General features: G+C 61.0%; 30 protein-coding genes and 1 tRNA gene. 18 read left to right on the forward strand and 13 right to left on the reverse strand.

The annotated features are described in order from the left end of the window. Positions 1–82 precede the first annotated feature (82 nt). Complete coding sequence (locus ACP7B1_RS03610; RefSeq protein WP_346307629.1) at positions 83–1,762, forward strand: GMC family oxidoreductase; 1,680 nt, start codon at positions 83–85, stop codon at positions 1,760–1,762. Between the two features lie 54 nt (positions 1,763–1,816). Here ACP7B1_RS03610 and ACP7B1_RS03615 read toward each other — a convergent pair whose 3' ends face one another. Both ACP7B1_RS03615 and ACP7B1_RS03620 read right to left on the reverse strand, forming a co-directional pair. After that, positions 1,817–2,074 (reverse strand): DUF982 domain-containing protein, encoded by a 258-nt coding sequence (locus tag ACP7B1_RS03615; protein ID WP_105733947.1) that lies wholly within the window; start codon positions 2,072–2,074, stop codon positions 1,817–1,819. Positions 2,075–2,232: 158 nt separating this feature from the next. Further along, positions 2,233–3,171: a LysR substrate-binding domain-containing protein gene (locus ACP7B1_RS03620; protein ID WP_346307628.1), complete on the reverse strand. Its 939-nt coding sequence runs from the start codon at positions 3,169–3,171 to the stop codon at positions 2,233–2,235. Positions 3,172–3,272: 101 nt separating this feature from the next. Between ACP7B1_RS03620 and argH the strand changes: the two genes are divergently transcribed. The 5 genes from argH to ACP7B1_RS03645 all read left to right on the forward strand — a co-directional run bounded on the left by argH (position 3,273) and on the right by ACP7B1_RS03645 (position 7,818). Next, complete coding sequence (argH, locus tag ACP7B1_RS03625) at positions 3,273–4,712, forward strand: argininosuccinate lyase (protein WP_346307627.1); 1,440 nt, start codon at positions 3,273–3,275, stop codon at positions 4,710–4,712. Between the two features lie 5 nt (positions 4,713–4,717). Then, complete coding sequence (locus tag ACP7B1_RS03630) at positions 4,718–5,617, forward strand: amino acid ABC transporter permease (RefSeq protein ID WP_346307626.1); 900 nt, start codon at positions 4,718–4,720, stop codon at positions 5,615–5,617. A gap of 2 nt (positions 5,618–5,619) precedes the next feature. Then, positions 5,620–6,384 (forward strand): amino acid ABC transporter ATP-binding protein, encoded by a 765-nt coding sequence (locus ACP7B1_RS03635; RefSeq protein ID WP_288194796.1) that lies wholly within the window; start codon positions 5,620–5,622, stop codon positions 6,382–6,384. A gap of 59 nt (positions 6,385–6,443) precedes the next feature. Then, complete coding sequence (locus ACP7B1_RS03640) at positions 6,444–7,265, forward strand: ABC transporter substrate-binding protein (protein ID WP_346307632.1); 822 nt, start codon at positions 6,444–6,446, stop codon at positions 7,263–7,265. Between the two features lie 79 nt (positions 7,266–7,344). Beyond that, positions 7,345–7,818: a GNAT family N-acetyltransferase gene (locus tag ACP7B1_RS03645; RefSeq protein WP_346307625.1), complete on the forward strand. Its 474-nt coding sequence runs from the start codon at positions 7,345–7,347 to the stop codon at positions 7,816–7,818. Positions 7,819–7,829: 11 nt separating this feature from the next. Here the strand turns inward: ACP7B1_RS03645 and ACP7B1_RS03650 are convergent, their stop codons facing one another. Next, a complete protein-coding gene (locus ACP7B1_RS03650; protein WP_346307624.1) occupies positions 7,830–9,101 on the reverse strand; it encodes an MFS transporter in 1,272 nt (423 codons plus the stop codon). A 264-nt stretch (positions 9,102–9,365) separates the two neighbouring features. On the opposite strand from ACP7B1_RS03650, the gene ACP7B1_RS03655 reads away from it, so the two are divergent. Further along, positions 9,366–9,794: a DUF4864 domain-containing protein gene (locus ACP7B1_RS03655; RefSeq protein ID WP_403169083.1), complete on the forward strand. Its 429-nt coding sequence runs from the start codon at positions 9,366–9,368 to the stop codon at positions 9,792–9,794. Positions 9,795–9,806: 12 nt separating this feature from the next. On the opposite strand, the gene ACP7B1_RS03660 is transcribed toward ACP7B1_RS03655, so the two are convergent. From ACP7B1_RS03660 to ACP7B1_RS03675, 4 genes are all read right to left on the reverse strand, one after another. Further along, positions 9,807–10,214, reverse strand: coding sequence for an AprI/Inh family metalloprotease inhibitor (locus ACP7B1_RS03660; RefSeq protein ID WP_346307623.1), 408 nt, complete (start codon positions 10,212–10,214; stop codon positions 9,807–9,809). A gap of 101 nt (positions 10,215–10,315) precedes the next feature. Beyond that, positions 10,316–10,993 carry a lysoplasmalogenase gene (locus tag ACP7B1_RS03665; protein ID WP_346307622.1) on the reverse strand — a complete coding sequence of 226 codons (678 nt, stop codon included), beginning with the start codon at positions 10,991–10,993 and terminating at the stop codon, positions 10,316–10,318. A gap of 30 nt (positions 10,994–11,023) precedes the next feature. Then, complete coding sequence (locus tag ACP7B1_RS03670; protein ID WP_346307621.1) at positions 11,024–11,956, reverse strand: sterol desaturase family protein; 933 nt, start codon at positions 11,954–11,956, stop codon at positions 11,024–11,026. Next, positions 11,934–12,389, reverse strand: coding sequence for a hypothetical protein (locus ACP7B1_RS03675; protein WP_346307620.1), 456 nt, complete (start codon positions 12,387–12,389; stop codon positions 11,934–11,936). The genes ACP7B1_RS03670 and ACP7B1_RS03675 overlap by 23 nt, the downstream gene beginning before the upstream one ends. 291 nt (positions 12,390–12,680) lie before the next feature. Between ACP7B1_RS03675 and ACP7B1_RS03680 the strand changes: the two genes are divergently transcribed. Then, on the forward strand, positions 12,681–13,448 hold the full coding sequence (locus ACP7B1_RS03680) for a sulfotransferase family protein (RefSeq protein ID WP_403169087.1): 768 nt from the start codon (positions 12,681–12,683) through the stop codon (positions 13,446–13,448). A gap of 25 nt (positions 13,449–13,473) precedes the next feature. On the opposite strand, the gene ACP7B1_RS03685 is transcribed toward ACP7B1_RS03680, so the two are convergent. Next, positions 13,474–13,564, reverse strand: a tRNA-Ser gene (locus ACP7B1_RS03685). Positions 13,565–13,935: 371 nt separating this feature from the next. On the opposite strand from ACP7B1_RS03685, the gene ACP7B1_RS03690 reads away from it, so the two are divergent. The 3 genes from ACP7B1_RS03690 to ACP7B1_RS03700 all read left to right on the forward strand — a co-directional run bounded on the left by ACP7B1_RS03690 (position 13,936) and on the right by ACP7B1_RS03700 (position 16,295). Further along, positions 13,936–14,259 carry a hypothetical protein gene (locus ACP7B1_RS03690; protein WP_223612331.1) on the forward strand — a complete coding sequence of 108 codons (324 nt, stop codon included), beginning with the start codon at positions 13,936–13,938 and terminating at the stop codon, positions 14,257–14,259. 269 nt (positions 14,260–14,528) lie between these two features. After that, a complete protein-coding gene (locus tag ACP7B1_RS03695; RefSeq protein WP_223612330.1) occupies positions 14,529–15,527 on the forward strand; it encodes a BMP family lipoprotein in 999 nt (332 codons plus the stop codon). Between the two features lie 132 nt (positions 15,528–15,659). Beyond that, positions 15,660–16,295, forward strand: coding sequence for a LysE family translocator (locus tag ACP7B1_RS03700; protein WP_346307617.1), 636 nt, complete (start codon positions 15,660–15,662; stop codon positions 16,293–16,295). On the opposite strand, the gene ACP7B1_RS03705 is transcribed toward ACP7B1_RS03700, so the two are convergent. From ACP7B1_RS03705 to ACP7B1_RS03715, 3 genes are read right to left on the reverse strand one after another with little or no spacing between them, the layout of a single operon-like run. Then, the gene (locus tag ACP7B1_RS03705) at positions 16,296–16,751 is read right to left on the reverse strand and encodes a GNAT family N-acetyltransferase (protein ID WP_288192618.1); all 456 of its coding nucleotides are present in this window, start codon (positions 16,749–16,751) and stop codon (positions 16,296–16,298) included. Positions 16,752–16,763: 12 nt separating this feature from the next. Continuing rightward, positions 16,764–16,973 carry a SlyX family protein gene (locus ACP7B1_RS03710; protein WP_105733935.1) on the reverse strand — a complete coding sequence of 70 codons (210 nt, stop codon included), beginning with the start codon at positions 16,971–16,973 and terminating at the stop codon, positions 16,764–16,766. A gap of 11 nt (positions 16,974–16,984) precedes the next feature. Beyond that, positions 16,985–18,157: an iron-containing alcohol dehydrogenase gene (locus tag ACP7B1_RS03715; RefSeq protein ID WP_346307630.1), complete on the reverse strand. Its 1,173-nt coding sequence runs from the start codon at positions 18,155–18,157 to the stop codon at positions 16,985–16,987. Positions 18,158–18,366: 209 nt separating this feature from the next. On the opposite strand from ACP7B1_RS03715, the gene ACP7B1_RS03720 reads away from it, so the two are divergent. Genes ACP7B1_RS03720 through deoA form a run of 7 tightly spaced genes read left to right on the forward strand, consistent with a single transcriptional unit; the run spans position 18,367 to position 25,088 of the window. Further along, positions 18,367–19,899, forward strand: a complete 1,533-nt coding sequence (locus ACP7B1_RS03720) for an ABC transporter ATP-binding protein (protein ID WP_223612327.1) — start codon at positions 18,367–18,369, stop codon at positions 19,897–19,899. Then, entirely contained in the window at positions 19,896–20,450 is a 555-nt protein-coding gene (locus ACP7B1_RS03725; protein WP_346307616.1) for a cysteine hydrolase family protein, read from the forward strand. The genes ACP7B1_RS03720 and ACP7B1_RS03725 overlap by 4 nt, the downstream gene beginning before the upstream one ends. Then, complete coding sequence (locus ACP7B1_RS03730; RefSeq protein ID WP_288192615.1) at positions 20,447–21,592, forward strand: ABC transporter permease; 1,146 nt, start codon at positions 20,447–20,449, stop codon at positions 21,590–21,592. The genes ACP7B1_RS03725 and ACP7B1_RS03730 overlap by 4 nt, the downstream gene beginning before the upstream one ends. Beyond that, entirely contained in the window at positions 21,592–22,563 is a 972-nt protein-coding gene (locus ACP7B1_RS03735; protein ID WP_346307615.1) for an ABC transporter permease, read from the forward strand. The genes ACP7B1_RS03730 and ACP7B1_RS03735 overlap by 1 nt, the downstream gene beginning before the upstream one ends. 1 nt (position 22,564) lies before the next feature. After that, complete coding sequence (locus ACP7B1_RS03740; RefSeq protein WP_288192614.1) at positions 22,565–22,972, forward strand: cytidine deaminase; 408 nt, start codon at positions 22,565–22,567, stop codon at positions 22,970–22,972. Further along, positions 22,969–23,769 carry a purine-nucleoside phosphorylase gene (locus ACP7B1_RS03745; protein ID WP_346307614.1) on the forward strand — a complete coding sequence of 267 codons (801 nt, stop codon included), beginning with the start codon at positions 22,969–22,971 and terminating at the stop codon, positions 23,767–23,769. The genes ACP7B1_RS03740 and ACP7B1_RS03745 overlap by 4 nt, the downstream gene beginning before the upstream one ends. A 5-nt stretch (positions 23,770–23,774) precedes the next feature. Continuing rightward, positions 23,775–25,088 carry a thymidine phosphorylase gene (gene deoA / locus ACP7B1_RS03750; RefSeq protein WP_426136782.1) on the forward strand — a complete coding sequence of 438 codons (1,314 nt, stop codon included), beginning with the start codon at positions 23,775–23,777 and terminating at the stop codon, positions 25,086–25,088. Positions 25,089–25,214: 126 nt separating this feature from the next. Here deoA and upp read toward each other — a convergent pair whose 3' ends face one another. Next, positions 25,215–25,841: a uracil phosphoribosyltransferase gene (gene upp / locus ACP7B1_RS03755; protein WP_105733928.1), complete on the reverse strand. Its 627-nt coding sequence runs from the start codon at positions 25,839–25,841 to the stop codon at positions 25,215–25,217. A gap of 30 nt (positions 25,842–25,871) precedes the next feature. Beyond that, complete coding sequence (locus ACP7B1_RS03760; protein ID WP_346308382.1) at positions 25,872–26,891, reverse strand: adenosine deaminase; 1,020 nt, start codon at positions 26,889–26,891, stop codon at positions 25,872–25,874. Positions 26,892–26,899: the final 8 nt, after the last annotated feature.

A 26,899-nucleotide genomic window follows, 5' to 3' on the forward strand; every position in this document is an offset into this window, starting at 1 on the left:
AAGATGCAAAAACGTCAATGCCGATGTGATCTCCCCCCTTGTGGGGGAGATGGGCGGCAGCCCAGAGGGGGGTGCCTGAGTCATGGCAAACTCAACCCAAAAATCATCCTCCTACGATTACATCATCACCGGTGCCGGCCCTGCGGGGTGTGTGCTTGCCAATCGCCTGAGCGAGGACCCCGATGTAAAGGTCCTGCTGCTCGAGGCCGGCGGCGGCGACTGGAATCCGCTGTTCCATATGCCGGCCGGCTTTGCCAAGATGACCAAGGGTGTCGCCAGCTGGGGCTGGTCGACCGTGCCGCAGAAGCACATGAAGAACCGCGTGCTGCGCTACACGCAGGCCAAGGTCATCGGTGGCGGCTCCAGCATCAACGCACAGCTTTATACGCGCGGCAATGCAACCGACTACGACCTGTGGTCCTCGGAAGATGGCTGTGCCGGTTGGAGCTACCGCGACGTGCTGCCCTACTTCAAGCGTGCCGAAGACAATCAGCGCTTTGCCGATGATTACCATTCCTATGGCGGCCCGCTGGGTGTTTCCATGCCGGTAGCGACACTGCCGATCTGCGATGCCTATATCCGGGCCGGGCAGGAACTCGGCATTCCCTACAATCATGATTTCAACGGCAGGCAGCAGGCCGGTGTCGGTTTCTACCAGCTGACCCAGCGCGATCGCCGCCGCTCGTCAGCGTCGATGGCCTATCTTGCCCCGGTCAAAGACCGCAAGAACCTGACGGTCCGCATGGGCGCGCAGGTGACAAAAATCGTGGTGGAGAACGGCCGGGCCGTCGGTGTTGAAATCGCTGGTGGCAATGCCCGCGAGATCATCCGCGCCGAGCGGGAAGTGCTGGTCAGTTCCGGCGCCATCGGCTCGCCGAAACTGCTGCTGCAGTCGGGTATCGGCGCGGCGGATCACCTGCGGAAAATCGACGTTCCCGTCGTGCACAATCTGCCCGGTGTCGGCGAAAACATGCAGGATCATCTGGATCTGTTCGTGATTTCCGAATGCACCGGCGATCACACCTATGACGGTGTCGCCAAGCTGCACCGCACCCTGTGGGCCGGGCTGCAATATGTGCTGTTCCGCTCCGGGCCCGTCGCGTCCAGCCTGTTTGAAACGGGCGGTTTCTGGTACGCCGATCCCGACGCCCGTTCGCCGGATATCCAGTTCCATCTCGGGCTGGGGTCAGGCATCGAGGCGGGTGTCGAACGGCTGAAGAATGCTGGTGTCACCCTGAATTCGGCCTATCTGCATCCGCGGTCGCGCGGCACGGTGCGGCTGCAATCGGCCGATCCAATGGCCGCGCCGCTGATCGATCCCAACTATTGGAGCGATCCGCACGACCGGAAGATGTCGATCGAAGGATTGAAACTTGCGCGCGAAATCATGAACCAGGCGGCACTGAAGCCCTTCGTCATGGCGGAACGCCTGCCCGGGCCGAAGTACAATTCGGACGAGGAACTGTTCGATTATGGTTGCGCCAATGCCAAGACCGATCACCATCCGGTCGGCACCTGCAGGATGGGCACCGATTCCATGGCCGTTGTCGGCCTCGACCTGAAGGTGCATGGGCTGGAGGGGCTGCGTGTCTGCGACAGTTCCGTCATGCCGCGGGTTCCCTCGTGCAACACCAATGCACCGACCATCATGATGGGCGAAAAGGGCGCCGATATCATCCGCAAGCTCGCGCCGTTGCCGCCCGCTGTGTTCAGTCATGAGCTGAATGAAAGACGCCCGCGGGCGCGGGCGGATATTCGCTGATATCGGAGAATGGGCGCTGCCGGAGCATATCGGTTCCGGCGTCGCCCGCTCCGGCTACTGACGCAGTCTCGTGTCGAGAAACACCCCGGCATCGCGCGCGGCGCTGATAAAGGCATGGCGCGCCTTGTGGGCGGGTTTCCATCCGTCCAGGGCATCGAGACAGGCCTGCAATGCGCGGCGATAGCTCGCGCCGGTCTTCGACGGCCAGTAGCGCTGCAGGCACTCCATCGCCTCCCAGACACTGGTGATGGCCCTTTGGCCCGTAGCGCCCAGTTTGACCATGACCGGTATGGGAAAACGCTTGTCGTTCATCACTTCCTCCCTGAGTATTCTGATGAGCATGGCATGCTGTTTGGCAGTGCCAGACTAGACGAGGAAATGCGTCGGGAGTCCGTCCGGTTCCATGACAAGTTGATTAAATATTTTTGAATGGGATGGGCTCTGAAAACACGCAGGTTTGATCGGCCGGATCACCGCATGTCGGACGGCATGGAGCTGACTTCCCGGAGCAGCCAGTCAAGGAATATGCGCATGGCCGGCCGTTGCGGACGGTCCTGCGGACAGGTCAGCCAATAGGCGTGGCGGCTGACGAAGCCGAAGCCCTGCGGATTGACGAGCTTGCCGCTGGCCAGCTCGTCGGCGATCAGGCCGCGCGGCACCAGTGCCAGCCCCTGTCCGGCAATTGCCGCCCGGATGACCAGCGCATAGAAGCCGAAATGTGTGATACGGTCCGGAGCGAAATCGGTAATGCGCTGCGCTTCGGCAAACTCTTCCCAGCGTAGGGGCGTATACTTGTGGTGGAGCAGCGGAAACGCGCCGATGTCGCCGGGATGCCGGATGCCGCCAAGCCGGGCAATGAAGTGCGGCGCGCCGACAAGCGCCACCTCGCGGCCAAAGAGGTAGTGGTTGTCCTGATCGGGCCAATCGCCTTCGCCGAAACGAAATGCGGCATCCGCCTGGTTGATCAGATCGTTATTGGCAAAGGTCGACAGTTCGACATTGATGTCCGGATGCGCTTCGGCGAAGCTGGCAAAGCGCGGGATCAGCCAGCGGTCGCCCATGATCGGCAGGATGTGCAGCTTGATGGCATTGGGCGACGATCCCAACGCGGCGACCCGCAAGGCCGCATTCTCCATGGCGCCAAGCGCGATGCGGGCTTCGACCACATAAATCCTGCCCGCTTCCGTGGTCGAGAGGCCGTAGGGCGTGCGGACAAACAGCGGAACGCCGGCCAGGGCTTCCAGCGCCAGCAATTGCTTGCTGACGGCACTCTGCGTCATGTTCAACGCCTTGGCGCAGGCCGTCGTGCTGCCATGTTCGGCAATCGCCGCAATGACCTGCAATGCCCGTGTGGACGGATATATCCGGCCGGATACCATCGCCTTCGCCTCGCTGGTTCTTCGGAACACAGGGTATTCCTTTTTGGAATGGATATGCGAATTCATTTCGTTTGTCGTGTCAAAAACACAACCATAAGCTTCCAACAACGAGAAAAAGGGGAATAAATGCCATGACCGAGCAGTCCGTCCGTTTGTGGGGGGCGCGTTTCAGGACGAGTCCATCACCTGAGCTGACAGCGCTTTCCCGTTCGGAAAGCAGCTATTTCCGGCTTGTCCCGTATGACCTGAGCTCGTCGCTGTCCCATGCGCGGGAACTGGTGCGCGCCGGGATTTTGACCGAGGCCGAAGCGAAAACGGTTTTCGCGGCGATCAAGGACATCGGCGCCGACTACGCGGCCGGCGCGATCGAGCCATCCGCCGCCGATGAAGATATTCATACATTCCTGGAGCGGGTTCTGGGCGAACGCATCGGCGCGCTTGGCGGCAAGCTGCGGGCGGGCCGTTCCCGCAATGATCAGGCCGCCAACGACCTGAAGCTTTATCTACGCGATGTGGCGCGCGGGCTCGGCGCGGATATTCTTCTCCTGCAGCAGGCGCTTGTTGGCCAGGCGGAAGCCCACGTGACGACGCTCACTGCGGGTTTCACCCATTTGCAGCCGGCCCAGCCCATCAGCTTTGCCCATCAGCTGCTTGCCCATGCGCAGACCTTTGCCCGCGATCTTGACCGGCTGCGCGATTGGGACAGGCGCGCGGCACGCTCGCCGCTCGGAGCGGCTGCCATGGCTGGTTCAAGCATCGCCGTGCAGCCCGAGCTGTCGGCGCGCGAGCTTGGCTATGACGCGCCGTGCGAAAACTCCATCGATGCGGTGGGCAGCCGCGACCACGTAGCGGAATTCCTCTTTGTGACGGCCATGTTCGGCGTGCACCTGTCGCGTCTTTCCGAGGAGCTTTTCCTGTGGTCCTCGCGCCAGTTCCGCTGGGTCGAGATGGACGATGGTTACGCCACCGGGTCGTCGATCATGCCGCAGAAGAAGAACTGCGATATCGCCGAACTGACGCGCGGCCGTGCTTCCCGGCTGATCGGTAGCCTGACGACGATGCTCGTCGCCCTCAAGGGGCTGCCCTTCGCCTATAACCGTGACCTTGCCGAGGACAAGCATGCCGCCTTTGATACCATCGATGCCCTGACACTGGTTGTGCCCGCCATGGCCGGGCTGGTCAGGACGATGCGTGTCAACGTCGATATCATGCGCAGGCAGTCAGTCGATGGTTTTACACTGGCAACCGAGGTGGCTGACTGGCTGGCCAAAACGGGTATCCCGTTCTCCGAGGCGCATGAAATCACCGGTGCGCTGGTGCGTTACTGTGAAGACAGGAATATCGGCCTTGAGGATGTGAGCGACGATGACCTTGCCGCCGTCGATGTCAGGCTGCTGCCGTCGATCCGGTCAAGCCTGTCGCCGCAGGCGGCCGTTGACGCGCGCAAGGGCTATGGCGGAACGGCTCCGGACCGGGTTCGCGAGCAGATCGTCAGGCTCAAAACCGTGTTGGAATCGCAGCGGGAGTGGCTATCCTCCTATGCGAGCCCGACGGCGGCTTTGAAAGGATGAGTACGATGGCCACTATCGAACACACGGTTTCCGTCCCGCCTGCCAAATATTCCATTGCGCACCTGAAGCACCAGCCCCGGCGCCACTATGGCCGCTGGCTGGCCGCCGCCCTGATCATTCTGGCGCTGGCCATGATCGTCAAGGCCTTTGCCCAGGGGCAGATTGCCTGGCCGGTGGTCGGCCAGTTCTTCACCGCACCGGCCATTCTCGCCGGTCTGTGGAACACCATCCTGATGACGATCTGTGCCATGGCCCTGGGCCTGCTGCTCGGCGTCATCTTTGCCATCATGATCATGTCGCCCAATCCGGTGCTGAAATATGTGGCGGTGTTCTACATCTGGTTTTTCCGGGGAACGCCGCTGCTGCTGCAGCTGCTGCTCTGGTTCAATCTCGCGCTGATCTTTCCGACACTCGGCATTCCCGGCCTGTTCGAAATGCGCACCGTCGATTTTATGACGCCGTTCATGGCCACGCTGCTCGGCCTTGGCATCAATCAGGGGGCCTACACCGCCGAGGTCGTGCGCGGCGGCATCCTGTCCGTCGACAACGGCCAGATCGAAGCCGCCAAGGTCATCGGCATGACCCGGCTGACCATGCTGCGCCGTATCGTGCTGCCGCAGGCCATGCGCGTGATCATTCCGCCTGTCGGCAATGAAGTCATCAGCATGGTCAAGCTGACCTCGGTTGCCAGTGTGATCCAGTACGCGGAAATCCTGCGCAACGCACAGGCCGTGTACTACGCCAACAACCGCGTCATGGAACTGCTGATCGTTTCGGCCATCTGGTATCTGGCGGTTGTGACCATTCTTTCCATCGGCCAGCATCTCCTCGAGAAGCACTATTCGAAAAGCCTGGGGCGCCGGACCGGCAAGCGCACCGAACCTGCCGCAGCGGAAGGAGTTTGAACATGTCAGCCATGGTCGTAGCGGTAGACGTCAACAAGTATTTCGGGCCGTTTCACGCGTTGCAGAACGTGTCGCTTGAAATCAGTCACGGCGAAGTCCTGTGTATCATCGGGCCTTCGGGCTCCGGCAAAAGCACGCTCCTGCGCTGTGTCAACCAGCTGGAGCGCATCGACTCCGGCGCCATCTGGGTCGACGACGAACTGGTCGGCTTTCGCCAGGAGGGCAACAAGCTCTATGAACTGACCGATGCGGAGATTTCGCGCCAGCGCCTGGCAAGCGGCATGGTGTTCCAGCGGTTCAACCTTTTCGCGCATATGACGGTGCTGGAAAACATCGTCGAAGGGCCGGTTATCGTCCAGAAGCGTGCGAAAAGCAGTGTCATCCCGGAAGCTATGGCTTTGCTCGAACGGGTCGGTCTGGCCGACAAGAAGGATGCCTATCCCAGCGAACTTTCCGGCGGGCAGCAGCAGCGCATCGCCATTGCCCGCGCCCTCGCCATGCAGCCCAAACTGATGCTGTTCGACGAGCCGACATCGGCGCTCGATCCGGAGCTGGTTGGCGACGTGCTGAGTGTCATGCGCGATCTCGCCACCAGTGGCATGACGATGATCGTGGTCACGCACGAACTCGGTTTCGCCCGCGAGGTTGCGCACCGGGTGGTGTTCATGGATCGCGGCCGGATTGTCGAGACCGGAACCCCGCACGACATCCTCAGCAGCCCGAAAGAAAAACGCACACAGGACTTCATCGCAGCGGTGTTGTCCTGAGCCGAACTGAAATCAACAGGCCGGAAGAACCGGCCAGAGAGGAACCAGACATGAAAACCATGACACGGCTTGCAATTCTCGGTGGAGCGCTGGCATTCAGCTTTTCTGCCATGGCACAGGACCTTCCGGCCCGCATCAAGGATGCCGGTAAACTTGTTATAGCGACCATGCCGAACTATCCGCCGATCACCTACAAGGACCCGGCCACCAATGTGCTGCAGGGGTTTGACATCGAGCTTGGCGAAGCCATCGGCAAGGAACTTGGTCTGAAAGTCGAATGGCAGGAAATCGCTTTTGCCCAGATGCTGCCGTCCCTGCAGACAGGCCGCGTCGATCTGGCGATGGCCGGCATGAGCGACAAGAAGGCCCGCCAGGAAACCGCGGACTTCGTCGACTACATGAAGTCGGGTGCGCAGTTCTACACGTCCAAGGCCTTGGCCGGCGAAATCAAGTCGGTGGACGATCTTTGCGGCAAGTCGGTGGGCGCCAGCCGCTCGACGGATTGGCCCGCGCAGATCACCGCCTGGAGCGAAGCCAACTGCGTCGCCAAGGGCAAGCCTGCGATCAATGTTATGGGCACGGAAGGGTCCGCCGATGCCCGCACGCAGATCAAGAGCCAGCGTCTTCAGGCAGCGGCCCAGGGCAATGAAACCCTTCCCTACAACCAGAAGCTGGAACCTGATACTTACGTTACGCTCGGCGAGGCATTCAGCCAGTCTCTGGCCGGCATTCCGGTCCTGAAAAGCGAGACCCAATTGCGCGATGCGGTGAAAGTGGCGCTTGAAAAACTGCAGGCGAATGGTACCTATGATGCACTTTTGGATAAATATGGTTTGAAGGCCAACAAGCTGACGCCCGTTACCATCAATGCCGGCGAATAAAGCATAGGGCCGAAGAGACGAAAGAGGCGGTTCCGGTATTGGCTGGAGCCGCCTTTGCATGGAAAGGAATGCGGGATTGATGAAAGTCAGTTTGTCCAATCCGTCGGATCACCCGCAGCTTGCGGCCCTGTTTGAGGAAATGCAGGCCCATTACAACGTGCCCTGTCCGCCGCGCGCGGAAATATTGCGCGGATTGCGCGATATGCCAGATGGGACGGAAATCCTGGTCGCCGGCACCGATGAGCTCGTTGGCTTTGCCGCGTTCTCGTCGATCTATCCGGGACCGGGTCTGCAATCCGGCCTGTTTCTCAAGGAGCTCTTCGTTTCAAAGGCGCATCGCAGCAGCGGAGCCGGGACCTCGCTGATGCACGCACTGGCCAAACTGGCGCTGGAGCGGGGTTACAAGCGCGTCGACTGGACCGCCGACCGCAACAATCCGAAGGTCCTGGCCTTCTACAATGGGTTCAGCGCGTCCCCGCTGCCGGACAAGCTCTTTTACCGGATGGATGGCGAAGCGCTTGCCGCCGCCGCCGCGAAAGCCGGCAACGCGTAAGCGTTGGCTTGCTAAGCCTGCCGCGGCCGTACCAGCCAGCAATAGGCCGAACCGAGGGCCAGCAGCACGCAGGTTGCCAGAAACACGGCGCGCATGCCGAAATGCCCTCCGATGAAGCCGCCGGCCAAGGGGCCGACGACCTGTCCGGCATATTGCGATGATGTCGAATAGCCCAGTATGCCGCCTGCGACCCGATCCGGAACGTTGTGCCGGATGACGCTGGTGATGCAGGGCAGAAGCCCGCCAAGCGCCAGCCCCATCAGAAACCGCAGCCCGATCAACTGCCAGCCCTCGGTCACGAAAGCCTGGGGTATCAGCAGCAAAGCCGATACGGCGAGGGCGGCAATAATCACATTCCAATGGCCGACATGGTCGGCCAGCTTGCCCAGTCGTGACGCAGACAGGATGCTGCCGAGCGCCGCCGCCGACATGACAACGCCGGAAACAATCGTCACTTTGCTGGGATCGCTGACCAGCTGCGCCACATAGACCGTGATGATCGGTTCGATAGACATGTTGGCCAGCATCAGCAGCAGGCCGGTCGCCAGCATGGCGATGATCGGGCGCTTGTCGGGAATTGCCGACCAGCCGCCCGTCACCTTGGCGCCCTTGCTCTTCGGCGGGCGCCGCTCCTCCTTGATGAAAAGACTGGTGGCGATGAAGGTCAGGAAAATCACGCTGCCCGCCAGCCAGAATGTCTGGCGGATGCCGATCAGGGGCGGCAGGCCACCGCCGATCAGCGGGCCCACCAGATTGCCCGCCATGATGCCCGACGACAGGGTGCCGAGCGCCCAGCCGGTGCGCGCCTTCGGCGTCTGGGTCGCCACCAGAACGGTGGAGCCGGAGGCATAGCCGCCGAGCAGTCCGGCCGCGAGGCGCAGCGCCACGAGCTGCCACACATCCGTCGCCATGCCGATCAACGACATGGCGACGGCCATGCCGAGGCTCGCGCGAATGAGCATCAGCTTGCGGCCATAGAGATCGGCGAGCCGCCCCCAGAGGGGTGCAACGAGGGCTGCGGTGAAAAAGGTGGCGCCATAGGCCACGCCCGACCATTGCACGATTGCCGCGTGTTCCTTGACGCCCAGCTGTTCGACATAGAGCGGCAGGAAGGGCAGAAGCAGCGTCATGGCCACGATCGTCGTGAACGATCCGATGAGGCAGACGACAAGGTTCTGGCGCCAATAGCGCGATTCAGTCTCGGATTCACCGGCAATGGCCGGAGCGGGCGCAGCGGTCACGGTTGTACCGCCCGTGCCATGCTGTTGATCAGGTGTATTCATGGAAACATGTTTTCGCGGCAGGGGGGCTGCCGTGCCTCTCACTCTTTCGAGCACCGAACTCGCTCGCACTGTTTCACCGCAGCCAGCCAATAGCAATCGTCCGACCGGCTTGAAGTGGCAACAAGTCGCAATCGTCGGGATTCGCAGCAAAGTGATCCATCACCATGACGGCCACGTATTGCAGCGAAAGAACCGGGCAGTGGACTTCATCCGCAAGAGGTTTATCCTGTCGGCTGGTTGTCCCGGCAGATGCAAGGAGACGGCATGATGAAGACATTTCCCGCTTATATCATTTTCGGCCTGTTCCTGTTGATCGCCATGCCGGGCGCGGCGATGGCCGATGAACCGCTGGATACGGGACAGTCGATCATCAGGAAGCAGATCGCCGCCTTTCTCAACGACGATGCGGCAACCGCCTATTCCTTCGCCTCGCCGGCCATTCAGGGCAAATTCGTCAATCAGGACATGTTTTTCGAGATGGTCAAGCGGGCCTACCAGCCCGTATACCGGCCGGGCAATTTTGCCTTCGGCCGCAGCAAGGTGTCGGATAGCGAGATCGTGCAGGAAGTCGTCATCCGCGGTCCCGACGGCAAGGACTGGACGGCGCTGTACCAGTTGACGAAACAGCCCGACGGCAGCTGGAAGATCAATGCCGTCCGCATGATGCAGGCCGCGCCCGGACCCGAAATCTGAGCGCCCGGCCGCTCATTCGCCAGCCAGTTGCTCGATGGTGAATATGCCGTCCGTCTGCGGCTGCGCAATGTAGGTCTCGTCCGGTGTCTCGAAGGTGATGCGCGTCTTGCGCGTCGCGTCGACGAGTTCGATGGTCCAGTTTTCCTTCAAGCGCCACGCGGTGATGTCGCCCATGACAGGAAATGCCTTGACGCAGGCCGGGTCAATATCGATCTGCGAGCCGCCGATGGTCTCGTCCCGTTTGAGCGTCACCTTGCACAGCCTGTTGCCGCCTTCGTCGCGAATTTGCCATGGGCCAAAAAAGCTTTCGAGCAGATCGGGATCGACGGCATCCATATCCATCGGTTTGAGATCGTCAGCCAGTGCTGCCGTTACCGGCAGGATGGCCATGAGAAAGAGCGAGGCAACCGTGTTCCGCATGATGATCAAACCTGTCACTGTTTCCCGTCTATCGGCAAATCTACCCGCAATTCTCCCGCCGGAAAACCGCCAATGCGGTGATCGGGAGAAACGGCGGAGTTTCACTGACTGGATGATGCGACCGACCGCGCAATGAACCATTGCGCCGCATAATAGGTTCCCAGAACCCAGAGGGGGCCAAGCGGCATGGCGAAGCGGAATTTCCCATAGGCCAGCAGCGTGTCACTGGCCAGAAACAGCATGCCGCCCACGCCCGCCAGCCGGGCAGGGGACGTTGCAAGGTGTTGCGCCCGGCTGATAGCCTGGGCGCCCATCGCGGCCAGAACCGCCGCATAGACCGTGACAGGAAGCTTCAGTTCCGCAGGCAGGCTTGACCACAGGCCCCAGACGATTGCCAGCGCCAGAAGGGCGCAGGCGGCGAAGGTGAGGGGCACGGCGCCGAGGCGGACATCACCGGTCAGCGCGACGATATAGGCGCAGTGCGTGATGAGAAAACAGATCAGCCCGGCGACGAACAGATCCTGCGGCAGCATCAGGAAAATATCGCCGCACAGCGAAAAGACCAGACCCGCGGCAATCGCCCATTGATAGCGCTTTGAAACCGGGTTGGCCGTCTGCACGACCAGGAGCAGCAGCAGCGCCGTCGCCAGCGGCTTGCTGACATAGTGCAGCCAGCGCCCGTCCGTGCCGAGCAGCGCGCTGGCAATGGCCGCCACCGCCGCAATCGCGAACAGCCTGTGCAGCGCCGGTCGGATGGCCGGTTGTGTCTTGGGTGTCATTGCCGTCCCCCGCAAGGTTTCAGTACCGTGTCACAATTTTGGCAGTCCGGCCTTGCCCGCTTCCCCGGGATGCCGCCTGACATAATCGGCTTTCAGGTCTTCCGAGGTTCGGCGGCTGCCATCATGGCTCCAGCCCGGCGGGGCGGCCATGTAGAGCAGCCGCTCGCGCAAGGTCAGGCCCGGCGAGAAAACGTCCTTGAGCATGCCGGCCCATTCGTGGAAAGCCACGCGCACCGGGTTGAATGTGCCGATATTCCGGACGATCCCATAGCGCGGAACATCCTCATCCAGCTCTTCGACGAATGTCCCGAACATGCGGTCCCAGATGATCAGCGTGCCGGCAAAATTGGCATCGAGATAACGCGGGTTGGTGGCGTGATGCACGCGGTGATGCGACGGGGTGTTGAAGATGAATTCGAACGGACGCCACATCTTGCCGATGGCTTCGGTATGAATCCAGAACTGGTAGACGAGATTGAACCCGTAGACAAAGGCGATCACGGCGGGGTGGAACCCGAGCAGCACCATCGGCACCTGCAAAATGAACATGCCGGTTATCTGACCGGTCCAGGATTGGCGCAGGGCCGTGGAAAGGTTGTAATGCTGGCTGGAGTGATGGTTGACATGCTCCGCCCAGACCCAGCGCACGCGGTGGGCAATACGGTGATAGCAGTAATAGCGCAGATCGTCGAAAACGAACGCCACGATGAACACCCACCAGTGCAGGCCGAGATCGAACAAGCGGAACTGCCAGACCCACATCAGGGCTGTCACAGAAACGAAACCCAGAAGCAGCCCGGCAGCGACATTGCCCGTGCCCATCAGCAGGCTGGTCAGTGTATCGCGCGTCTCAAAGTCGCCCTTGCGGTGCCAGTAGCGGATGGCCACGAGTTCAATGAGGATGGCGAGGATATAGAACGGGACGGCCAGTTTCGTGACGTCAAAGAACATGGGCGCGTTCATGGGTGATCCCTTCGGCAGACATCGCTGGAGCCTGAAGCCAGGCCCGGACGATACGTCGCTCTGTGTCGCTGGCAAATGAAAATGTCTGGCGCGGCCATGTGATGTCGTGCCAGCGCACATTGAGCGCGTGTTCGCCGACCGGTTCTGCGCCGGCAACATCGGACGCGGAAATACAGCGCGTCAGGAACTTGTTGCCGATGCCATGCACAATGCCGGTCTGGTGCGTGGGGAGTTCGAAAAACGCCGTCCGCCGGTCGTGCGTATAGACAATCGGCCCGATGCGGCTTTCGGGGAAATCGGCAAGGAAGATCGATCGGGTCTCGTCGTCATCGGCAAGCTGCGGCCGCGCGCTGCCGCCAGCCAGGTGCACGGCAAGAACGCCGACTGAAATACCGACAACAATCATGCCGATCAGTGCTGGCAAGCCGAGCAATGCACACCTCCCCATAATGCCGGCCCATCGCCCCGGCCCCTGTGCCGAATCGGGGGACCGTCCCATTCTCCCGCAAATAGTTTTCCACAGTGCGGATCAATGCACAATCACAGAGGTTTCGCGTGCGGCTCGAGGTTTTGGCCGGCGGGCACTCCCGGGGGATATACTGTTCAAATCTAAGTGATACCCGGCGATGCAGTGTATTTCCAGCTGTATATTTCGCTGATACCCTTGACATGAATTAAAACAATAAAAGAATATAATGATATTGGGGCGGTGATGCAGGGGTATATGGGGGACGATTCAAAACTTAGTCCAGTGATAATCTGTGGATGCAAGAGAAGTGGTACAACAGCGCTCGTTCGAATATTGAATGAGAACGGTATTACTATTTCCAATGAATGGGCTCTGTTTGCTTGGGGCGCATGGAAGCATGAATTTTCACTTTCCGACTGGCTGCACAACAAACATCTGGAAGTTGAAAACACAGAATGGCTGCAACACTGGAATTATCGAATGAAGCTTTCGGGCGAGGAGGCAGAGCTTGGCTTCCCCGCCGCGCTTCACGCGGTTTATGGCAGCAAGCCGCGCTGGAAATGGGGCGACAAATGGCCTGACTACGTGTTTCACATGCGGGAAATCAAGGCGCATTTCCCCAATGCCAAGGTGATCAACATCTACAGGGATGGCCGGGATGTGGTGGCGAGCATGCTGCGCAAGCAAATAGCCGACGACGTCAATCATGGTTTCGAACAGTGGGTCAGCGCCATCGGGGCGTGGCGATCCTGGGAAAACGAGGTCGATCACATCGCCATCAGGCAGGAGGATCTGCTGCGATATCCAGCGGAAGTCGGCGCCTATATCGCCCGGTATTGCGGCATCCGGCTGTCGAGTGCGGATCATGCGCGGCACGTCGTTCTTGGCGCGGATGAGCAGTCGGATGACGATTATGTCGCGGAAAACCCGTTTGCCCACACGGGGGCCTACACCGCGCTGTTTTCCGATGACGATGTCCCGCCGGCGGCAAAGCGCCTGCTGGCATCTCTCGGCTATATCTGATGGATCGGTGTGAAAGGAAGGAAACTGGCGGAGAGAGCGGGATTCGAACCCGCGTTACGCTTTTGACGTAAACACACTTTCCAGGCGTGCGCCTTCAACCACTCGGCCACCTCTCCGCAATTCGTCCGGCATGGGGCCGGTCGGGTTGGTCGTTCTCAGCCGGAAAACCCGGCTCAGGAGCACCGTCAACCATCGGTCACTCAGTCTTTGGAGTTTGCGCGAGTCACTTGAAGATGGTTAGCCAACAACGACCCCGTGCGGCGCGCACTATAGTCAGAACAGGCTCTTGTTCAACACCTATTTCAACATAAATGCGCTTTGGCATAATTTCATTCCTTTGTCACTGAAATTGCTGGGAATTTTCAGGGAAACTTCATCGTTCGGTCCCAAAATGCCGGTAAGTTTGCATTCAACCGGTAGGCGTTCCGCGCTAGAATACCGTTTTCCCGGCGCCTGATGGCACCGGCCGATGACTTTGGAGAAAGACGTGATCCGACCTGTATTGAGGCTTTTTGCCTATATTGCGCTTGCCATGGCAATCATCGCTGCGGTTCTTGACGCGGCGCGGTCCGTGGGGGCGTCGCATCTGGTGACCACCCCTCTGCAGGAAAGCTGGCAATCGCTCTCCGCCTCATCCCTCGGCGTCGTCGAGGCCTATTTCAAGGCCCGCCTCTATCCCGTGCTCTGGGACCCGCTGATGCTGTGGATTCTTGCAACGCCCACCTTCGTCGTTTTCGCCATCCTGGCGCTGCTTCTCTATAGCCTGGGCTACCGGCGCGAAAACCGTGCCGGCCGCTTTGCCGCCCGTTGAGGTGCGATCCCGCCCGGAATCCGGTGGTCTGTCGCGGCCTGCGCGGCAGCGGGCATAGCTTGCCCTGTTCCACAGGCGAAATCTGCATAAGATACTGATAGGGCTTGGTTATTTCGCAATATTTGACCGGGAGGCAAAATTCCGCGTGAATTTTGCCGTGAGCCGTGCAAGATTGCTTTCGGGGCGGCTGTGACGGGATGGGCCGCAACACAGTCCGGAACCGGCGGAATGCCGGTCCTGCTTAACAAAATCCAGAGGGTTGGTATCAAATGAAGCGTATTGTTCTTGGTCTGCTGGCTGCCACAGCCATGTCCTTCTCGGCCTATGCCGCGGACAACAAACCTGCCTTGATCTTCGATCTCGGCGGCAAATTCGACAAATCCTTCAACGAGGCTGCGTTTCATGGCGCAGAAAAATACACCAAGGAATCCGGCGTAAAATTCCGCGAGTTCGAAATCCAGAACGAAGCCCAGCGCGAACAGGCTCTGCGCAAATTCGCTTCCGATGGCAACTCGCCGATCGTGATCGCCGGTTTCTCCGCTGCTGCGGCCATTGAAAAGGTCTCGACGGAATTTCCGGATACGAAATTCGTCATCATCGATGCGGTTGTCGACAAGCCAAACGTGCGGTCGGTTGTCTTCAACGACAATGAAGGCTCCTATCTCGTTGGCGTCATCGCCGCCAAGACCTCGAAGAGCGGCACGGTCAGCTTTGTCGGCGGCATGGACGTGCCGTTGATCCGCAACTTTGCCTGCGGCTATGTCGGTGGCGTGAAAGCGACAAATCCGGCTGCCAAGGTCATCCAGAACATGACGGGCGACACGCCTGCCGCCTGGAACGACCCTGCCAAGGGTGGTGAAATTGCCAAGTCGCAGATGGATCAGGGCTCTGACGTGATCTTCGCGGCGGCCGGCGGCACCGGTATCGGTGTGCTGCAGGCGGCTGCCGATGCAAACAAGCTCGGTATCGGCGTCGATTCCAACCAGAACGGCCTGCATCCGGGCAAGGTTCTGACCTCGATGATGAAGCGCGTCGACGTGGCCACCTACAACGCGTTCAAGGACGGCGCGGACGGTAAGTTCACCGCCGGCGTCAATGTTCTGGGCGTCAAGGAAGGCGGCGTCGACTATGCCGCCGACGAAAACAACGCCAAGCTGCTGACCGACGATGTCAAGAAGGCCGTCGAGGCGGCAAAGGCCGATATCATTTCGGGCAAGGTCAAGGTTCACAACTACAACACGGACAATGCCTGCCCCTATAAGGGCTGATATTTCACCGATCTGACGGGCCGCCGGTTGCAAGACCGGCGGCTTTGTTTTGGGCGCCGGGGCTGCTTGTTTTATCCATGAAACATGAGAATATGCCGCTCCGCGTCACTGACGCACGCTGGAGGTCATCCCATGTCTGCGATCACCGTTTTCTTCACCATTCTTGGGGTTCTGCTGCTGGGCGCGATGAGCCCCGGCCCAAGCTTCGTCCTGGTTTCCCGCATTGCCATCACCTCGCCGCGTTTGCACGGCGTGGCGGCCGCGCTGGGCATGGGCATAGGCGGCGCGATTTTTTGCTGTTTGGCCGTTCTGGGGCTGACCGCCCTGCTGATGCAGGTCGAATGGCTTTATCTGGTCCTGAAAGTCGCCGGCGGGGCCTATCTGATCTACATTGCCATTCGCATCTGGAGCAATGCATCCGAACCGCTGGCTTTGACGGGAACTGGCGGGCATATGTCGCTGGCCCGGTCATTCTCCTTTGCCCTGATGACCCAATTGAGCAATCCCAAGACAGCAATTTTCTATGCCAGCCTCTTTGCCGCGCTGTTGCCCGCTGACGCACCGCTCTGGCTGTTGCTGGCGCTGCCGCCCATGGTGTTTCTGATTGAGACGGGCTGGTACACGCTCGTTGCCACCATGTTCTCGACGACAAGAGCCCGTGCGGCCTATGCCGGGTTCAAGGCATGGATCGACCGCGGTGCCGGCGCCGTCATGGGCGCGCTGGGCATGAAACTGATCGTCGAGGCGTTCAAGACGCACAGGATCTGATCAGAGGGCGCGATTGAGGATCGCCATTCCAGCGTTCTCGCCGGCCAGCGCTTCGTGGTGTTTCCAGCCGGCGGCGCGGTAGTAGTCGGGCTTATCAGTGTAGAGATAAAGCTCAGAATGGCCTTGGTCGCGGGCAGCATTTTCCGCCGCCGCGATCAGCTGCTTTCCGACACCCTTGTTGCGGAAGGCAGGGTCGACATACAGGCTGGCCAGCCAGGGCGTGAGATGGGCATGGCTGTCGAGATCATTGTCGATCAGAAGCACCAGTCCGGAGGGAAAGCCGGACACGAGCGCGACAAAGGCTTTCTGCCGGCTCCCGGGCGCCAGCAGCTCCATGAAGGCGTCGATGGTCTGCTCCATGCTCCGGCCATCGGCATGACCCCATTCATGAAAATTCCAGCGCGCGCATACGGGAACAAGCTCGGGGCGATTTTCCAAGGGTTCTACGGTGATCATGGAATATCCGGCCTACCAGTGGGGTGGTTTGGTCACCGGAATGTCCGGCGTGGTTTGTTCTTCGAGAACAAGGAAGCGGTCCGTCAAGGCATCGAGCTTCCGGCGCATGGCTTCGATCACTGTCCATTGTTCGGCAATCTGGGCAGAAAGCTCTTCAATGGTTTTTTCCTGTTCCGTCACCAGGATTTCCAGGCTGGTGACACGGTCCGTATCAGCGGTCATTTCTCTCTCCGTTACCAGGCCGTTCTGTAGATTGACAGGGCATCGGCCTCGGTCACATCCCGCGGGTTATTGACGAGAAGCCGCCCCTGTTTCATGGCATCGGCCGCCATCACAGGCAGATCGCCCTCGCCAATGCCGACATCGCGCAGCCGCGTCTGCAGCCCCAACTGGGCCGAGAGGCCAGCGAGACGGTCGATAAACCTGTTGCAGATGCGCTCTGCCCCTCCCGACACATCGATACCGGCGAAAGCATGCGGCGCCAATGCAGCGTAGTGTGTGGCCGCTCCATTCATCGAATCGGCCGCGTTGTACCGCAGCACATGGGGCAAAACCAAGGCGTTGGACAGGCCGTGCGGTACATGGAAGGTCCCGCCGATGGGATAGGCAAGCGCGTGGACAGCGGCAACGGGGGAGTTGGCGAAGGCCTGTCCGGCCAGCATCGAGCCGAGCAGCATCGCCGAACGCGCCGCCTTGTCCCGGCCTTGGAAAACCGCGGTCTCGATGTTCGCGCCGAGAAGCCGCAAGGCTTCGACGGCCAGCGCCCGGGAGAGTGGATTGTTGTTGGCGTTCTTCGAGGCATAGGCCTCGATGGCATGCACCATGGCATCGATGCCCGTCGCCGCCGTCACATGCGGCGGAAGGCCGAGGGTGAGGTCCGGGTCAAGCAGCGCCACGTCGGGCAGGATGAGCGGTGACGAGACGCCGCGTTTTTCATTGCTGCCGACGGTGATGATGGAAACTGGCGTCACCTCGGAACCGGTTCCGGCGGTGGTGGGAACAAGCGTCAATTTCAGGCGCGGTCCCCTGGCATTGCCCACGCCCCAGGCATCGTCGAGATTTTCATTTGAACCTGCGAGCAGCGCGACGAGTTTGGCCACATCCAGCGAGGAACCGCCGCCAAAGCCGAGCACATGGTTCACGCTGTTCTCCCGGGCCACGCCCACGGCATTCAGCAGTGTATCGAGCGATGGATCCGCTTCCACCTCGCCGAACACCGTGATATCGGCTCCGGCGGCTTGCAGGCTGGCAATGGCTGGTTGCGCCAGTCCAAGGGTCAGGATGGTGGCATCCGTGACGACAAGCAGCCGGTCCCTGGGCTTTATGCGCAGGTGCGCGGCAATATCACCGCTGGCGCCTGCCGCAAAGACGATGCGCGGCGTGGTGTGGAAAACGAAGGGAGTGATGATGTCGGCCATGCCGGGAGATTGCCAGAGCCGGGCCCGGTTTGTCGAGGCCCGCTACGGAACGGGAAATGTGCAATTCTTGACTGAAAAGTAAAAAATCCGGTGAACGAGCAATCGGGGACCCAACGGAACCGGTTCCATTTGATTTTTCTTTGCTCTAGGGTCAAAAGTTCGGAACGATAAAAAGCTGATCAACAGCGGATGGGGACATGGCAGAACCGGCGATTGAACTTGTTGGAATTGATAAGCGGTTTGGTGCAGTTCACGCCAATCGCGACATTCATTTGCGCGTCGAAAAAGGCACTATTCACGGTATTATCGGGGAAAATGGCGCTGGCAAGTCCACGCTCATGTCCATTCTCTACGGGTTTTATCAGGCCGATAATGGCGAAATCCGCATCAATGGCGCGCCGGTCAGGATCAGCGATCCCAATGCAGCCATCGGGCTGGGCATCGGCATGGTGCACCAGCATTTCATGCTGGTTGAAAATTTCACCGTGCTTGAAAATGTCATGCTCGGTGTCGAGGGCGCACCGCTCCTGAAGCGCGGCATTGCCAAGGCCCGCGCAGAGTTGAAGCGGCTGGAACAGGAATACCAGCTGGATGTCGATCCCGATGCGCTGATCGAGGAACTGCCGGTCGGTCTGCAGCAGCGCGTTGAAATCCTCAAAGCCCTGTATCGCGGCGCTGATATTCTGGTGCTCGACGAGCCGACCGGCGTGTTGACACCAGCCGAAGCCGACCACCTGTTCCGTATTCTGGAGCAGTTGAAAGCGCAGGGCAAAACCATCGTCCTCATCACCCACAAACTGCGTGAGATCATGGCCGTCACCGACAATGTTTCGGTCATGCGCCAGGGCTCGGTCGTGGCAACGCGCAAGACGGCGGAGACGACGGTGGAGGAACTGGCCGAACTGATGGTCGGACGCCGGGTTCTCCTGCGGGTGCAGAAAGGCGAAGCCAAGCCGGGCGAGGTCAAGCTCTCGGTGGAAAATCTCACGGTGCGCGACAGCCGCGGCGTGGTCATGGTCGACAATGCGTCCTTCACGGTTCGCGCCGGCGAAATCGTCGGCATTGCCGGTGTGGCGGGCAATGGCCAGTCGCAGTTGATCGAGACGGTCGCCGGCATTCGCACGGCGGTGTCCGGCCGCGTGCTCCTGGACGGGCAGGTCATCGATATAACCGGTGCCGCCGATCCGGGCGAATTGCGCGATCGCGGCCTCGCCCATGTGCCGGAAGACCGGCATCACATGGGGCTGGTTCTTGCCTTCGAGGAATATGAGAATTCCATCCTCGGTTACCACGATGATCCGCTCTATCTGAATGGGCCATTCCTCGATATCGACGCCATCAAGGCCGATGCACGCAAGAAGATCGAGAAATATGACATCCGCCCGAGCGATCCGCGCCTGAAGACAGCGAATTTTTCCGGCGGCAACCAGCAGAAGATCGTGCTGGCCCGCGAGATCGAGCGTGATCCGGGCGTGCTGATCATCGGCCAGCCAACGCGCGGTGTTGACGTTGGTGCGATTGAATTCATCCACAAGCGGATCATCGAGATGCGCGATGCGGGCAAGGCCGTGCTGCTCGTTTCGGTTGAGCTGGATGAAATCCGCTCCCTGTCCGACCGCATTCTGGTGATGTTTGCCGGACGCATCGTCGGAGAGCGCGACGCGGATGCGAGCGAAGGTGAGCTGGGTCTTCTGATGGCCGGTGTTGAAAATCAGGAGGCGGCGGAATGACCACCACCCAGGCACTTCTCGTCATCGATGTGCAGAATGCCATCGATGATCCGAAATGGGGCCGCCGCGGCCAGCCGGACGCCGAGGCGCAGATTGCCCGGCTGCTCGGCGCATGGCGGGAGCGCCGCCTGCCGGTCGTCCATATCAAGCATGATTCCACCGATCCGGCATCGCCCTATCGCCCCGGCACGCCGGGCAATGATTTCAAGCCCGAGGTGGCGCCGCAAGTGGGCGAGCCCGTGGTCGACAAGCGCACCAACAATGCCTTCATTGGCACCGATCTGATGGATGTGCTCGATGAACTGCAGGTGCACAGCCTCGTGGTAACGGGTGTCCTTCTCGAAAACTCCGTCGATGCGACCGTGCGCATGGCGGCCAATCTCGGCTTTGAGGTGATTGTGCCTGAAGATGCCGTCGCCAGCATCGATCGCACCGATCATCGCGGCAAGAGCTGGAGCGCGGAAGATGTTCACGCGCTGGCGCTGTCCGTTCTTGATGGCGAATATGCCAAAATCTCCACCTCCAACGCCATCATTGAGGCCCTGCCATGAGCCAGCCCTTTGCCAAACTGCCCGCCTGGGCTGACTATGGCCTGCTGCCGCTGATCAATCTGATCGTGGCGTTCTTTGTTGCGGGCCTCGTCGTTCTGCTGGTCGGCGAAAGCCCGATTGATGCCGCCGTCCTCATGGTCAAGGGCGCCTTCGGCTCCGGCGATGGTGTCGGCTACACGCTGTATTATGCGACGAACTTCATTTTCACCGGTCTTTGCGTCGCCGTGGCGTTCCATTGCGGCCTGTTCAACATCGGCGGCGAGGGGCAGGCCTATATTGGCGGCCTCGGCGTTGCGGTGGTCGGACTTGGCCTCGGCAATGTCCTGCCCTGGTGGATCACCTTTCCGCTGGCCATCATTGCCTCGGGGCTGGTCGGCGCGCTCTGGGCCCTCATTCCGGCCTGGCTGCAGGCCAAGCGCGGCTCGCACGTGGTCATCACCACGATCATGTTCAACTTCATCGCCGCCAGCATCATGGTCTATCTGCTGGTGGGCTATCTCAAGGCGTCGGGCACACAGGCACCGGAAACCCGTGTCTTCGGTGATGGCGGGCAATTGCCGGGCCTCGGCTGGCTGCTCAGCCTGATCGGGCTGAACATGCGCTCCGCACCGCTCAACATCAGCTTCCTCCTGGCGCTGGTTGCTGCCTTCCTTGTCTGGGTGCTCATCTGGCGCACCAAGCTCGGCTATGAAATCCGCACCATGGGCTACAGCCCCAAGGCCGCGCGCTATGCCGGTATCGGCGAGGTCAGGATCATCGTCATCACCATGATGATATCGGGCGCGCTGGCCGGCATGATGGCGCTGAACCCGATCATGGGGGCGCAGCACCGCGTGCAGCTTGATTTCGTCGCCGGCGCCGGTTTCGTCGGCATTGCCGTGGCGCTGATGGGACGGTCGCATCCGGCGGGCATCGTTCTCGCCGCCATCCTGTTCGGCATGCTCTACCAGGGCGGTGCGGAAATCGCCTTCGACATGCCCAATATTTCCCGCGACATGATCGTCATCATCCAGGGTCTGGTGATCCTGTTTGCCGGCGCGCTGGAGCACATGTTCCGTCCAACCCTGTTGCGCGTCCTGCAGCGGTTCGCCCGGACGAAGCGCCAGTCCACACCGGCCGTTGCCGCCGAGGGAGGTCAATAATGGATAGCTTCACCGTCGTCCTGCAGGTTCTCGATTCGACCATCCGCCTCTCCGTGCCGCTGCTGCTGGCCTGTCTTGCCGGGCTCTATTCCGAGCGTGCGGGCATCTTCGATATCGGTCTGGAGGGCAAGATGCTGGCCGGCGCCTTTGCGGCGGGCGCCGCGGCCACCTATTCCGGCTCGGCCTATGCCGGGCTGCTCGCGGCCGTCGCGGTGTCCGTTGCGCTGGGACTGGTGCACGGCTTTGCCTCCATCACCCATCGCGGCAACCAGATCGTTTCGGGCGTTGCCATCAACTTCATTGCCGCCGGCACCACCGTTATTCTCGGCCAGGCCTGGTTCCAGCAGGGCGGGCGCACGCCGTCGCTGCCCAATGCCGCACGCTTCAACCCGATCGACCTGCCGGGCGTGGAAACGCTGAACGGCATTCCGGTCATCGGCGCGATCTATTCCGAGCTGATTTCCGGCCACTCCGTGCTGGTCTATCTCGCCTTCCTGCTGGTGCCGTTCACCTGGTGGGTGCTGTACCGCACGCGTTTCGGCCTGCGCCTGCGCGCGGTCGGCGAGAACCCGGCGGCGGTGGATACGGCGGGTATTTCCGTGCCGTGGCTGCGTTACCGTGCGGTGATCTGCTGCGGCTTGCTCTGCGGCATCGCCGGTGCCTACCTGGCAACAGCGCAAGGGGCGGGTTTCGTCAAGGATATGACCGCTGGCAAGGGCTATATCGCGCTCGCCGCCCTGATCTTCGCCAAGTGGCGGCCGGTCCATGCCATGTTTGCCTGCCTGCTCTTCGGCTTTCTCGATGCCATTGCCATCCGCATGCAGGGGCATCCCCTGCCACTCATCGGTGAGGTTCCCGTGCAGCTGATGCAGGCCTTGCCCTATATTCTCACCATCGTGCTGCTGGCCGGTTTCATCGGCAAGGCAATTCCGCCCAAGGCGGGTGGTGTGGCCTATGTGAAAGAGCGATAGAATGAATACAGACCTGTTCGATGCCGCCTTTGCGGCCATGCAGAAAGCCCATGCGCCCTATTCGCAGTTCCCGGTGGGCGCTGCCGTACGCACCAGCGATGGCCGGATTTATTCCGGCTGCAACATCGAAGTCATTTCCTATCCGGAGGGATGGTGCGCCGAAACCACCACCCTGTCGCACTTCGTCATGGGCGGCGGCGGTACAATCACTGATATTCTTGTGGTTGCAGAAAAGAAGGCGAAATGCACGCCCTGCGGCGGCTGCCGCCAGCGGCTGGCGGAGTTCGCCGGTCCCGAGACGCGCCTGCACCTGTGTGACAACAACGGCGTCGTCGAAACGCTGACGATGAAGGAGATTTTCCCCTACGGCTTTGAAGCGGAAGTTCTGGGAAAAGGAAGTGCCGCATGATTGCGCCTGCCACCGGAGCACTCATCCACAAGTTGCAGGGTCTGGCGCCGCGTGTCGCGCTCGTCCTCGGGTCCGGTCTGGGTTCCCTCGTGGATGCGGTCGAGAATGCCATCCGCATTCCCTATGCCGATCTGCCGGGTTTTCCGCACAGCGGTGTCTCCGGCCATGCCGGGGAAGTGGTTGCCGGCTATCTCTCCGGCAAGCCGGTGCTGATGCTGGCGGGCCGCGCCCACTACTACGAAAAGGGCGATGCCGCGGTCATGCGTCCGGTCATGGCGGCGCTGGCCGACCTTGGCATCGAAATGCTGATCCTGACCAATGCGGCGGGCTCGGTGCGTCACGACCTCGCGCCGGGCAGCGTCATGCTGATTGACGATCACATCAACTATTCCGGGCTCAATCCGCTGATCGGCGAAGCCTCCGATCATCGCTTTGTCGGCATGACGGCTGCCTATGACAGGAAGCTCAAGGATGCCTTTGTCATCGCCGCCGGTGAGGTGGGCGAGAAGCTGCCGATGGGTGTCTATATGTGGTTCTCCGGCCCCTCATTCGAAACACCGGCGGAAATCCGCATGGCGCGCACGCTCGGCGCCGATGCGGTTGGCATGTCGACGGTGCCTGAAGTCATTCTCGCCCGCTTCTTCGGCCTGCGTGTTGCCGCCTGTTCGGTCATTACCAATTACGGTGCGGGGATGACCGGAGCGGAACTCTCGCATGAGGAAACCAAGGATGTCGCGCCGAAGGGCGGTGCGCGCCTGCAGACAATTATCCGGGCGCTGGTCCGGGAGATCGGCTGATCATGTTGCTGCCGCAGGAAATCATCCGCCGCAAACGCGATGGGCATGCGCTTGATGCGGCGGATATCACCGCCTTCGTCAACGCCATGAGCTCCGGTGCCATCACCGAAGGGCAGGTTGCCGCCTTTGCCATGGCGGTGTTCTTCAACGGCATGAAGCGCGACGAAGCGGTCGCCCTGACGCTCGCCATGCGCGATTCCGGCGATATTCTCGATTGGTCCGATCTGCCGGGCCCGGCTGTCGACAAGCATTCGACCGGCGGCGTCGGCGACAATGTCTCATTGATGCTGGCGCCTATTGCGGCGGCGTGCGGAGCCTATGTCCCGATGATTTCCGGGCGCGGCCTTGGCCATACCGGCGGCACGCTCGACAAGATGGATTCGATCCCCGGCTATCGCAGCCAGCCGGACAATCCGCTGTTCCGCAAGGTCGTGCACGAGGTCGGCTGCGCCATCATCGGCCAGACCGCCAATCTCGCGCCTGCCGACAAGCGCTTCTATTCCATCCGCGACGTCACCGCGACGGTCGAATCGATCCCGCTGATCACCGCGTCCATCCTCTCGAAAAAACTGTCGGCCGGGCTCAACGCGCTGGTGCTTGATGTGAAATCGGGCAATGGCGCATTCATGGCGCGCAGCCGCGATGCGGTGGCCCTGGCCGAAAGCATTGTCGCGGTGGCAAGCGGCGCGGGATTGACCACCACCGCTTTGCTGACCGACATGAACGAGCCGCTGGCACTTGCCGCAGGCAATGCCGTGGAAGTGCTCAATGCCGTGGATTTTCTGACCGGCGATCTCCGGGATCCACGCCTTGAAGCGGTGACGCTGGCACTTGTTGCGGAAATGCTGGTTTCGGCCAAGCTTGCCGCCAGTCCCAAGGCCGCCGTGGACAGGGCGCGGGAAGCCCTGAATTCAGGCAAGGCAGCTGATGTTTTTGGCCGCATGGTTGCCGGGCTTGGCGGACCCACCGACTTCGTCTCCCGCGCCCGCCATTATCTGCCGGTTGCCCCGGTGACGCTGGAAGTGAAGGCACCGCAGGCAGGATATGTCGCGTCGGTGGAAACCCGGGCGATTGGTGTCGCCGTTGTCACGCTGGGCGGCGGGCGTATCCGCCCGCAGGACCCGGTTGACCACGCGGTGGGCATCACGGCGCTGCAGCCGGTCGGTGCGCTGATGGAAACGGGCGATCCGATTGCCCTTGTCCATGCGCGCAGCCAGAGCGATGCCGAGGCGGGTGCCCGCGCCATTCTTGCCGCCTATGGTTTCTCCGGCCGCAAGCCGCGCACGGTAAATCCCGTCCTGCGGCGCATTGGCGGGTAACGTTCTCCCGGCACGATCGTTGTGCGTGGTTCGACAAGCTCACCATGAGGGAAGTGGTTTGGCTGCAATCCTCGCTCTCCCTCATGGTGAGCTTGTCGAACCACGCACGGTGTTCTTGCAGCAGACCTATTTCGTCCCGTACATGCGGTCACCGGCATCGCCAAGACCGGGCATGATGTAGCCCTTTTCATTCAGGTGGCTGTCGATGGCCGCGGTGAATACCGGCACATCGGGATGGGCCTTGGTGAAGCGCTCGATGCCTTCCGGTGCCGCAAGCAGGCAGAGGAAGCGGATATTGGTTGCGCCGCGATCCTTCAGCTTCTGGATTGCCGCGATGGCCGAATTGGCGGTCGCCAGCATCGGGTCAACGACGATGATCAGCCGGTTGACGATATCTTCCGGTGCCTTGAAGTAATATTCCACCGGCTGCAGCGTGTCGTGGTCGCGATAAAGGCCGATATGCGCCACGCGCGCGGCGGGCACCAGGTCGAGCATGCCTTCGAGCAGGCCGTTGCCGGCGCGCAGGATCGAGGCGAACACCAGCTTCTTGCCTTCCAGCACCGGCGCATCCATTTCCATCATCGGGGTCTGGATGCGGATGGTGGTCAGCTCGAGATCGCGTGTCACCTCGTAGCAGAGCAGCAGCGAGATTTCCTTGAGCAGCCGCCGGAATCCCGCCGTGGATGTATCCTTGTCGCGCATGATGGTGAGCTTGTGCTGGACAAGCGGATGGGAAACGATCGTAACGCCCATGGAGAACTCCTACTCGAATTTTCCCCGACCTTAGCTGCTTGCAACCGATCCCGCAAAGTCCGCATCCCCGGCACGCACAGTTTTGTCGGCGTCGAGGCGCTCAATCAGGGCGTTTCGCGTGGTTTCGTCGATATAGGCGGCCTTGAGTGCTGTGCGCGTGATCTCCGTCAAGGCGTCGTCGTCGCAACCGAAGAACGTGGCGGCGATATCGTACTCCCGCGCAAGGTCCGTATGGAAATAGGGCGGGTCGTCGGAATTCAGCGTGACTGGCACGCCGGCCTTGGCCAGCATGGGGAAGGGGTGGGACGGGAAATCGGCATAGACCTGCAGCGAAATGTTTGAGCCGGGGCAGCATTCCAGAAGGATTTGTTCTTCCGCCAGCCGCCGCACCAGATCCGGATTTTCGATGGCGCGCACGCCATGGCCGATGCGTGACGGCCTGATCGCATCGAGCGCGTCGGCAACGCTTTCCCAGCCGGAAAGCTCGCCCGCATGCACGGTGATGCCGAGGCCGGCATCGCGGGCGACATCGAAAGCCCGGGCGAAATCCCTGGGGTGGTGCATGCGTTCGTCGCCAGCCATGCCGAACCCGGTCACCAGCGGATGCGGGTTTTCGGCGATGTATCTTGCTGCTTCCATCACCGCATCGGGACCCTTATGGCGCAGGCCCGTGGCGATCATGCGCGATTCGATGCCGGTGGCCGCCTTGGCGCGCCGCATGCCTTCCGCCAGCCCCTCGATATAGGCGCGCGGCGAAAGCCCGGCGCTGATCGCATGGTCGGTGGAGATGAATACTTCCGAATAGATCGCGTCCTGCGCGCTGAGGGACAACAGGTAATCCTCGGTCAGATCCGCATAATCCTCCTGCGTGCGGAACAGTGCCGAGGCCTGATCATAGGCGCGCAGGAAGGAGGTGAAGTCGTGCCAGACGAACCGGCCGTCGACGATGAAGGCCGAAACATCGGCGCCATATTTGCCGGCTTTTCGCTCGACGAGGGCGGGAGAGGCGGCGCCTTCGACGTGACAATGCAGTTCGGCCTTCAACACCATGGGCGGTC

The sequence above is a fragment of the Phyllobacterium sp. SL163 genome, from assembly GCF_049896885.1.
GTDB lineage: Bacteria > Pseudomonadota > Alphaproteobacteria > Rhizobiales > Rhizobiaceae > Phyllobacterium > Phyllobacterium calauticae.

Bases quoted from the DNA above. Each gene is read 5' to 3' on its own strand.
- ACP7B1_RS03610 (WP_346307629.1), top strand. From the start codon at position 83: ATGGCAAACTCAACCCAAAAATCATCCTCCTACGATTACATCATCACC.
- ACP7B1_RS03615 (WP_105733947.1), bottom strand. From the start codon at position 2,074: ATGAACGACAAGCGTTTTCCCATACCGGTCATGGTCAAACTGGGCGCT.
- argH (WP_346307627.1), top strand. From the start codon at position 3,273: ATGACCGAGCAGTCCGTCCGTTTGTGGGGGGCGCGTTTCAGGACGAGT.
- ACP7B1_RS03630 (WP_346307626.1), top strand. From the start codon at position 4,718: ATGGCCACTATCGAACACACGGTTTCCGTCCCGCCTGCCAAATATTCC.
- ACP7B1_RS03635 (WP_288194796.1), top strand. From the start codon at position 5,620: ATGTCAGCCATGGTCGTAGCGGTAGACGTCAACAAGTATTTCGGGCCG.
- ACP7B1_RS03640 (WP_346307632.1), top strand. From the start codon at position 6,444: ATGACACGGCTTGCAATTCTCGGTGGAGCGCTGGCATTCAGCTTTTCT.
- ACP7B1_RS03645 (WP_346307625.1), top strand. From the start codon at position 7,345: ATGAAAGTCAGTTTGTCCAATCCGTCGGATCACCCGCAGCTTGCGGCC.
- ACP7B1_RS03650 (WP_346307624.1), bottom strand. From the start codon at position 9,101: ATGAATACACCTGATCAACAGCATGGCACGGGCGGTACAACCGTGACC.
- ACP7B1_RS03655 (WP_403169083.1), top strand. From the start codon at position 9,366: ATGATGAAGACATTTCCCGCTTATATCATTTTCGGCCTGTTCCTGTTG.
- ACP7B1_RS03660 (WP_346307623.1), bottom strand. From the start codon at position 10,214: ATGCGGAACACGGTTGCCTCGCTCTTTCTCATGGCCATCCTGCCGGTA.
- ACP7B1_RS03665 (WP_346307622.1), bottom strand. From the start codon at position 10,993: ATGACACCCAAGACACAACCGGCCATCCGACCGGCGCTGCACAGGCTG.
- ACP7B1_RS03670 (WP_346307621.1), bottom strand. From the start codon at position 11,956: ATGAACGCGCCCATGTTCTTTGACGTCACGAAACTGGCCGTCCCGTTC.
- ACP7B1_RS03680 (WP_403169087.1), top strand. From the start codon at position 12,681: ATGGGGGACGATTCAAAACTTAGTCCAGTGATAATCTGTGGATGCAAG.
- ACP7B1_RS03695 (WP_223612330.1), top strand. From the start codon at position 14,529: ATGAAGCGTATTGTTCTTGGTCTGCTGGCTGCCACAGCCATGTCCTTC.
- ACP7B1_RS03700 (WP_346307617.1), top strand. From the start codon at position 15,660: ATGTCTGCGATCACCGTTTTCTTCACCATTCTTGGGGTTCTGCTGCTG.
- ACP7B1_RS03705 (WP_288192618.1), bottom strand. From the start codon at position 16,751: ATGATCACCGTAGAACCCTTGGAAAATCGCCCCGAGCTTGTTCCCGTA.
- ACP7B1_RS03710 (WP_105733935.1), bottom strand. From the start codon at position 16,973: ATGACCGCTGATACGGACCGTGTCACCAGCCTGGAAATCCTGGTGACG.
- ACP7B1_RS03720 (WP_223612327.1), top strand. From the start codon at position 18,367: ATGGCAGAACCGGCGATTGAACTTGTTGGAATTGATAAGCGGTTTGGT.
- ACP7B1_RS03725 (WP_346307616.1), top strand. From the start codon at position 19,896: ATGACCACCACCCAGGCACTTCTCGTCATCGATGTGCAGAATGCCATC.
- ACP7B1_RS03730 (WP_288192615.1), top strand. From the start codon at position 20,447: ATGAGCCAGCCCTTTGCCAAACTGCCCGCCTGGGCTGACTATGGCCTG.
- ACP7B1_RS03735 (WP_346307615.1), top strand. From the start codon at position 21,592: ATGGATAGCTTCACCGTCGTCCTGCAGGTTCTCGATTCGACCATCCGC.
- ACP7B1_RS03740 (WP_288192614.1), top strand. From the start codon at position 22,565: ATGAATACAGACCTGTTCGATGCCGCCTTTGCGGCCATGCAGAAAGCC.
- ACP7B1_RS03745 (WP_346307614.1), top strand. From the start codon at position 22,969: ATGATTGCGCCTGCCACCGGAGCACTCATCCACAAGTTGCAGGGTCTG.
- upp (WP_105733928.1), bottom strand. From the start codon at position 25,841: ATGGGCGTTACGATCGTTTCCCATCCGCTTGTCCAGCACAAGCTCACC.
- ACP7B1_RS03760 (WP_346308382.1), bottom strand. From the start codon at position 26,891: ATGGTGTTGAAGGCCGAACTGCATTGTCACGTCGAAGGCGCCGCCTCT.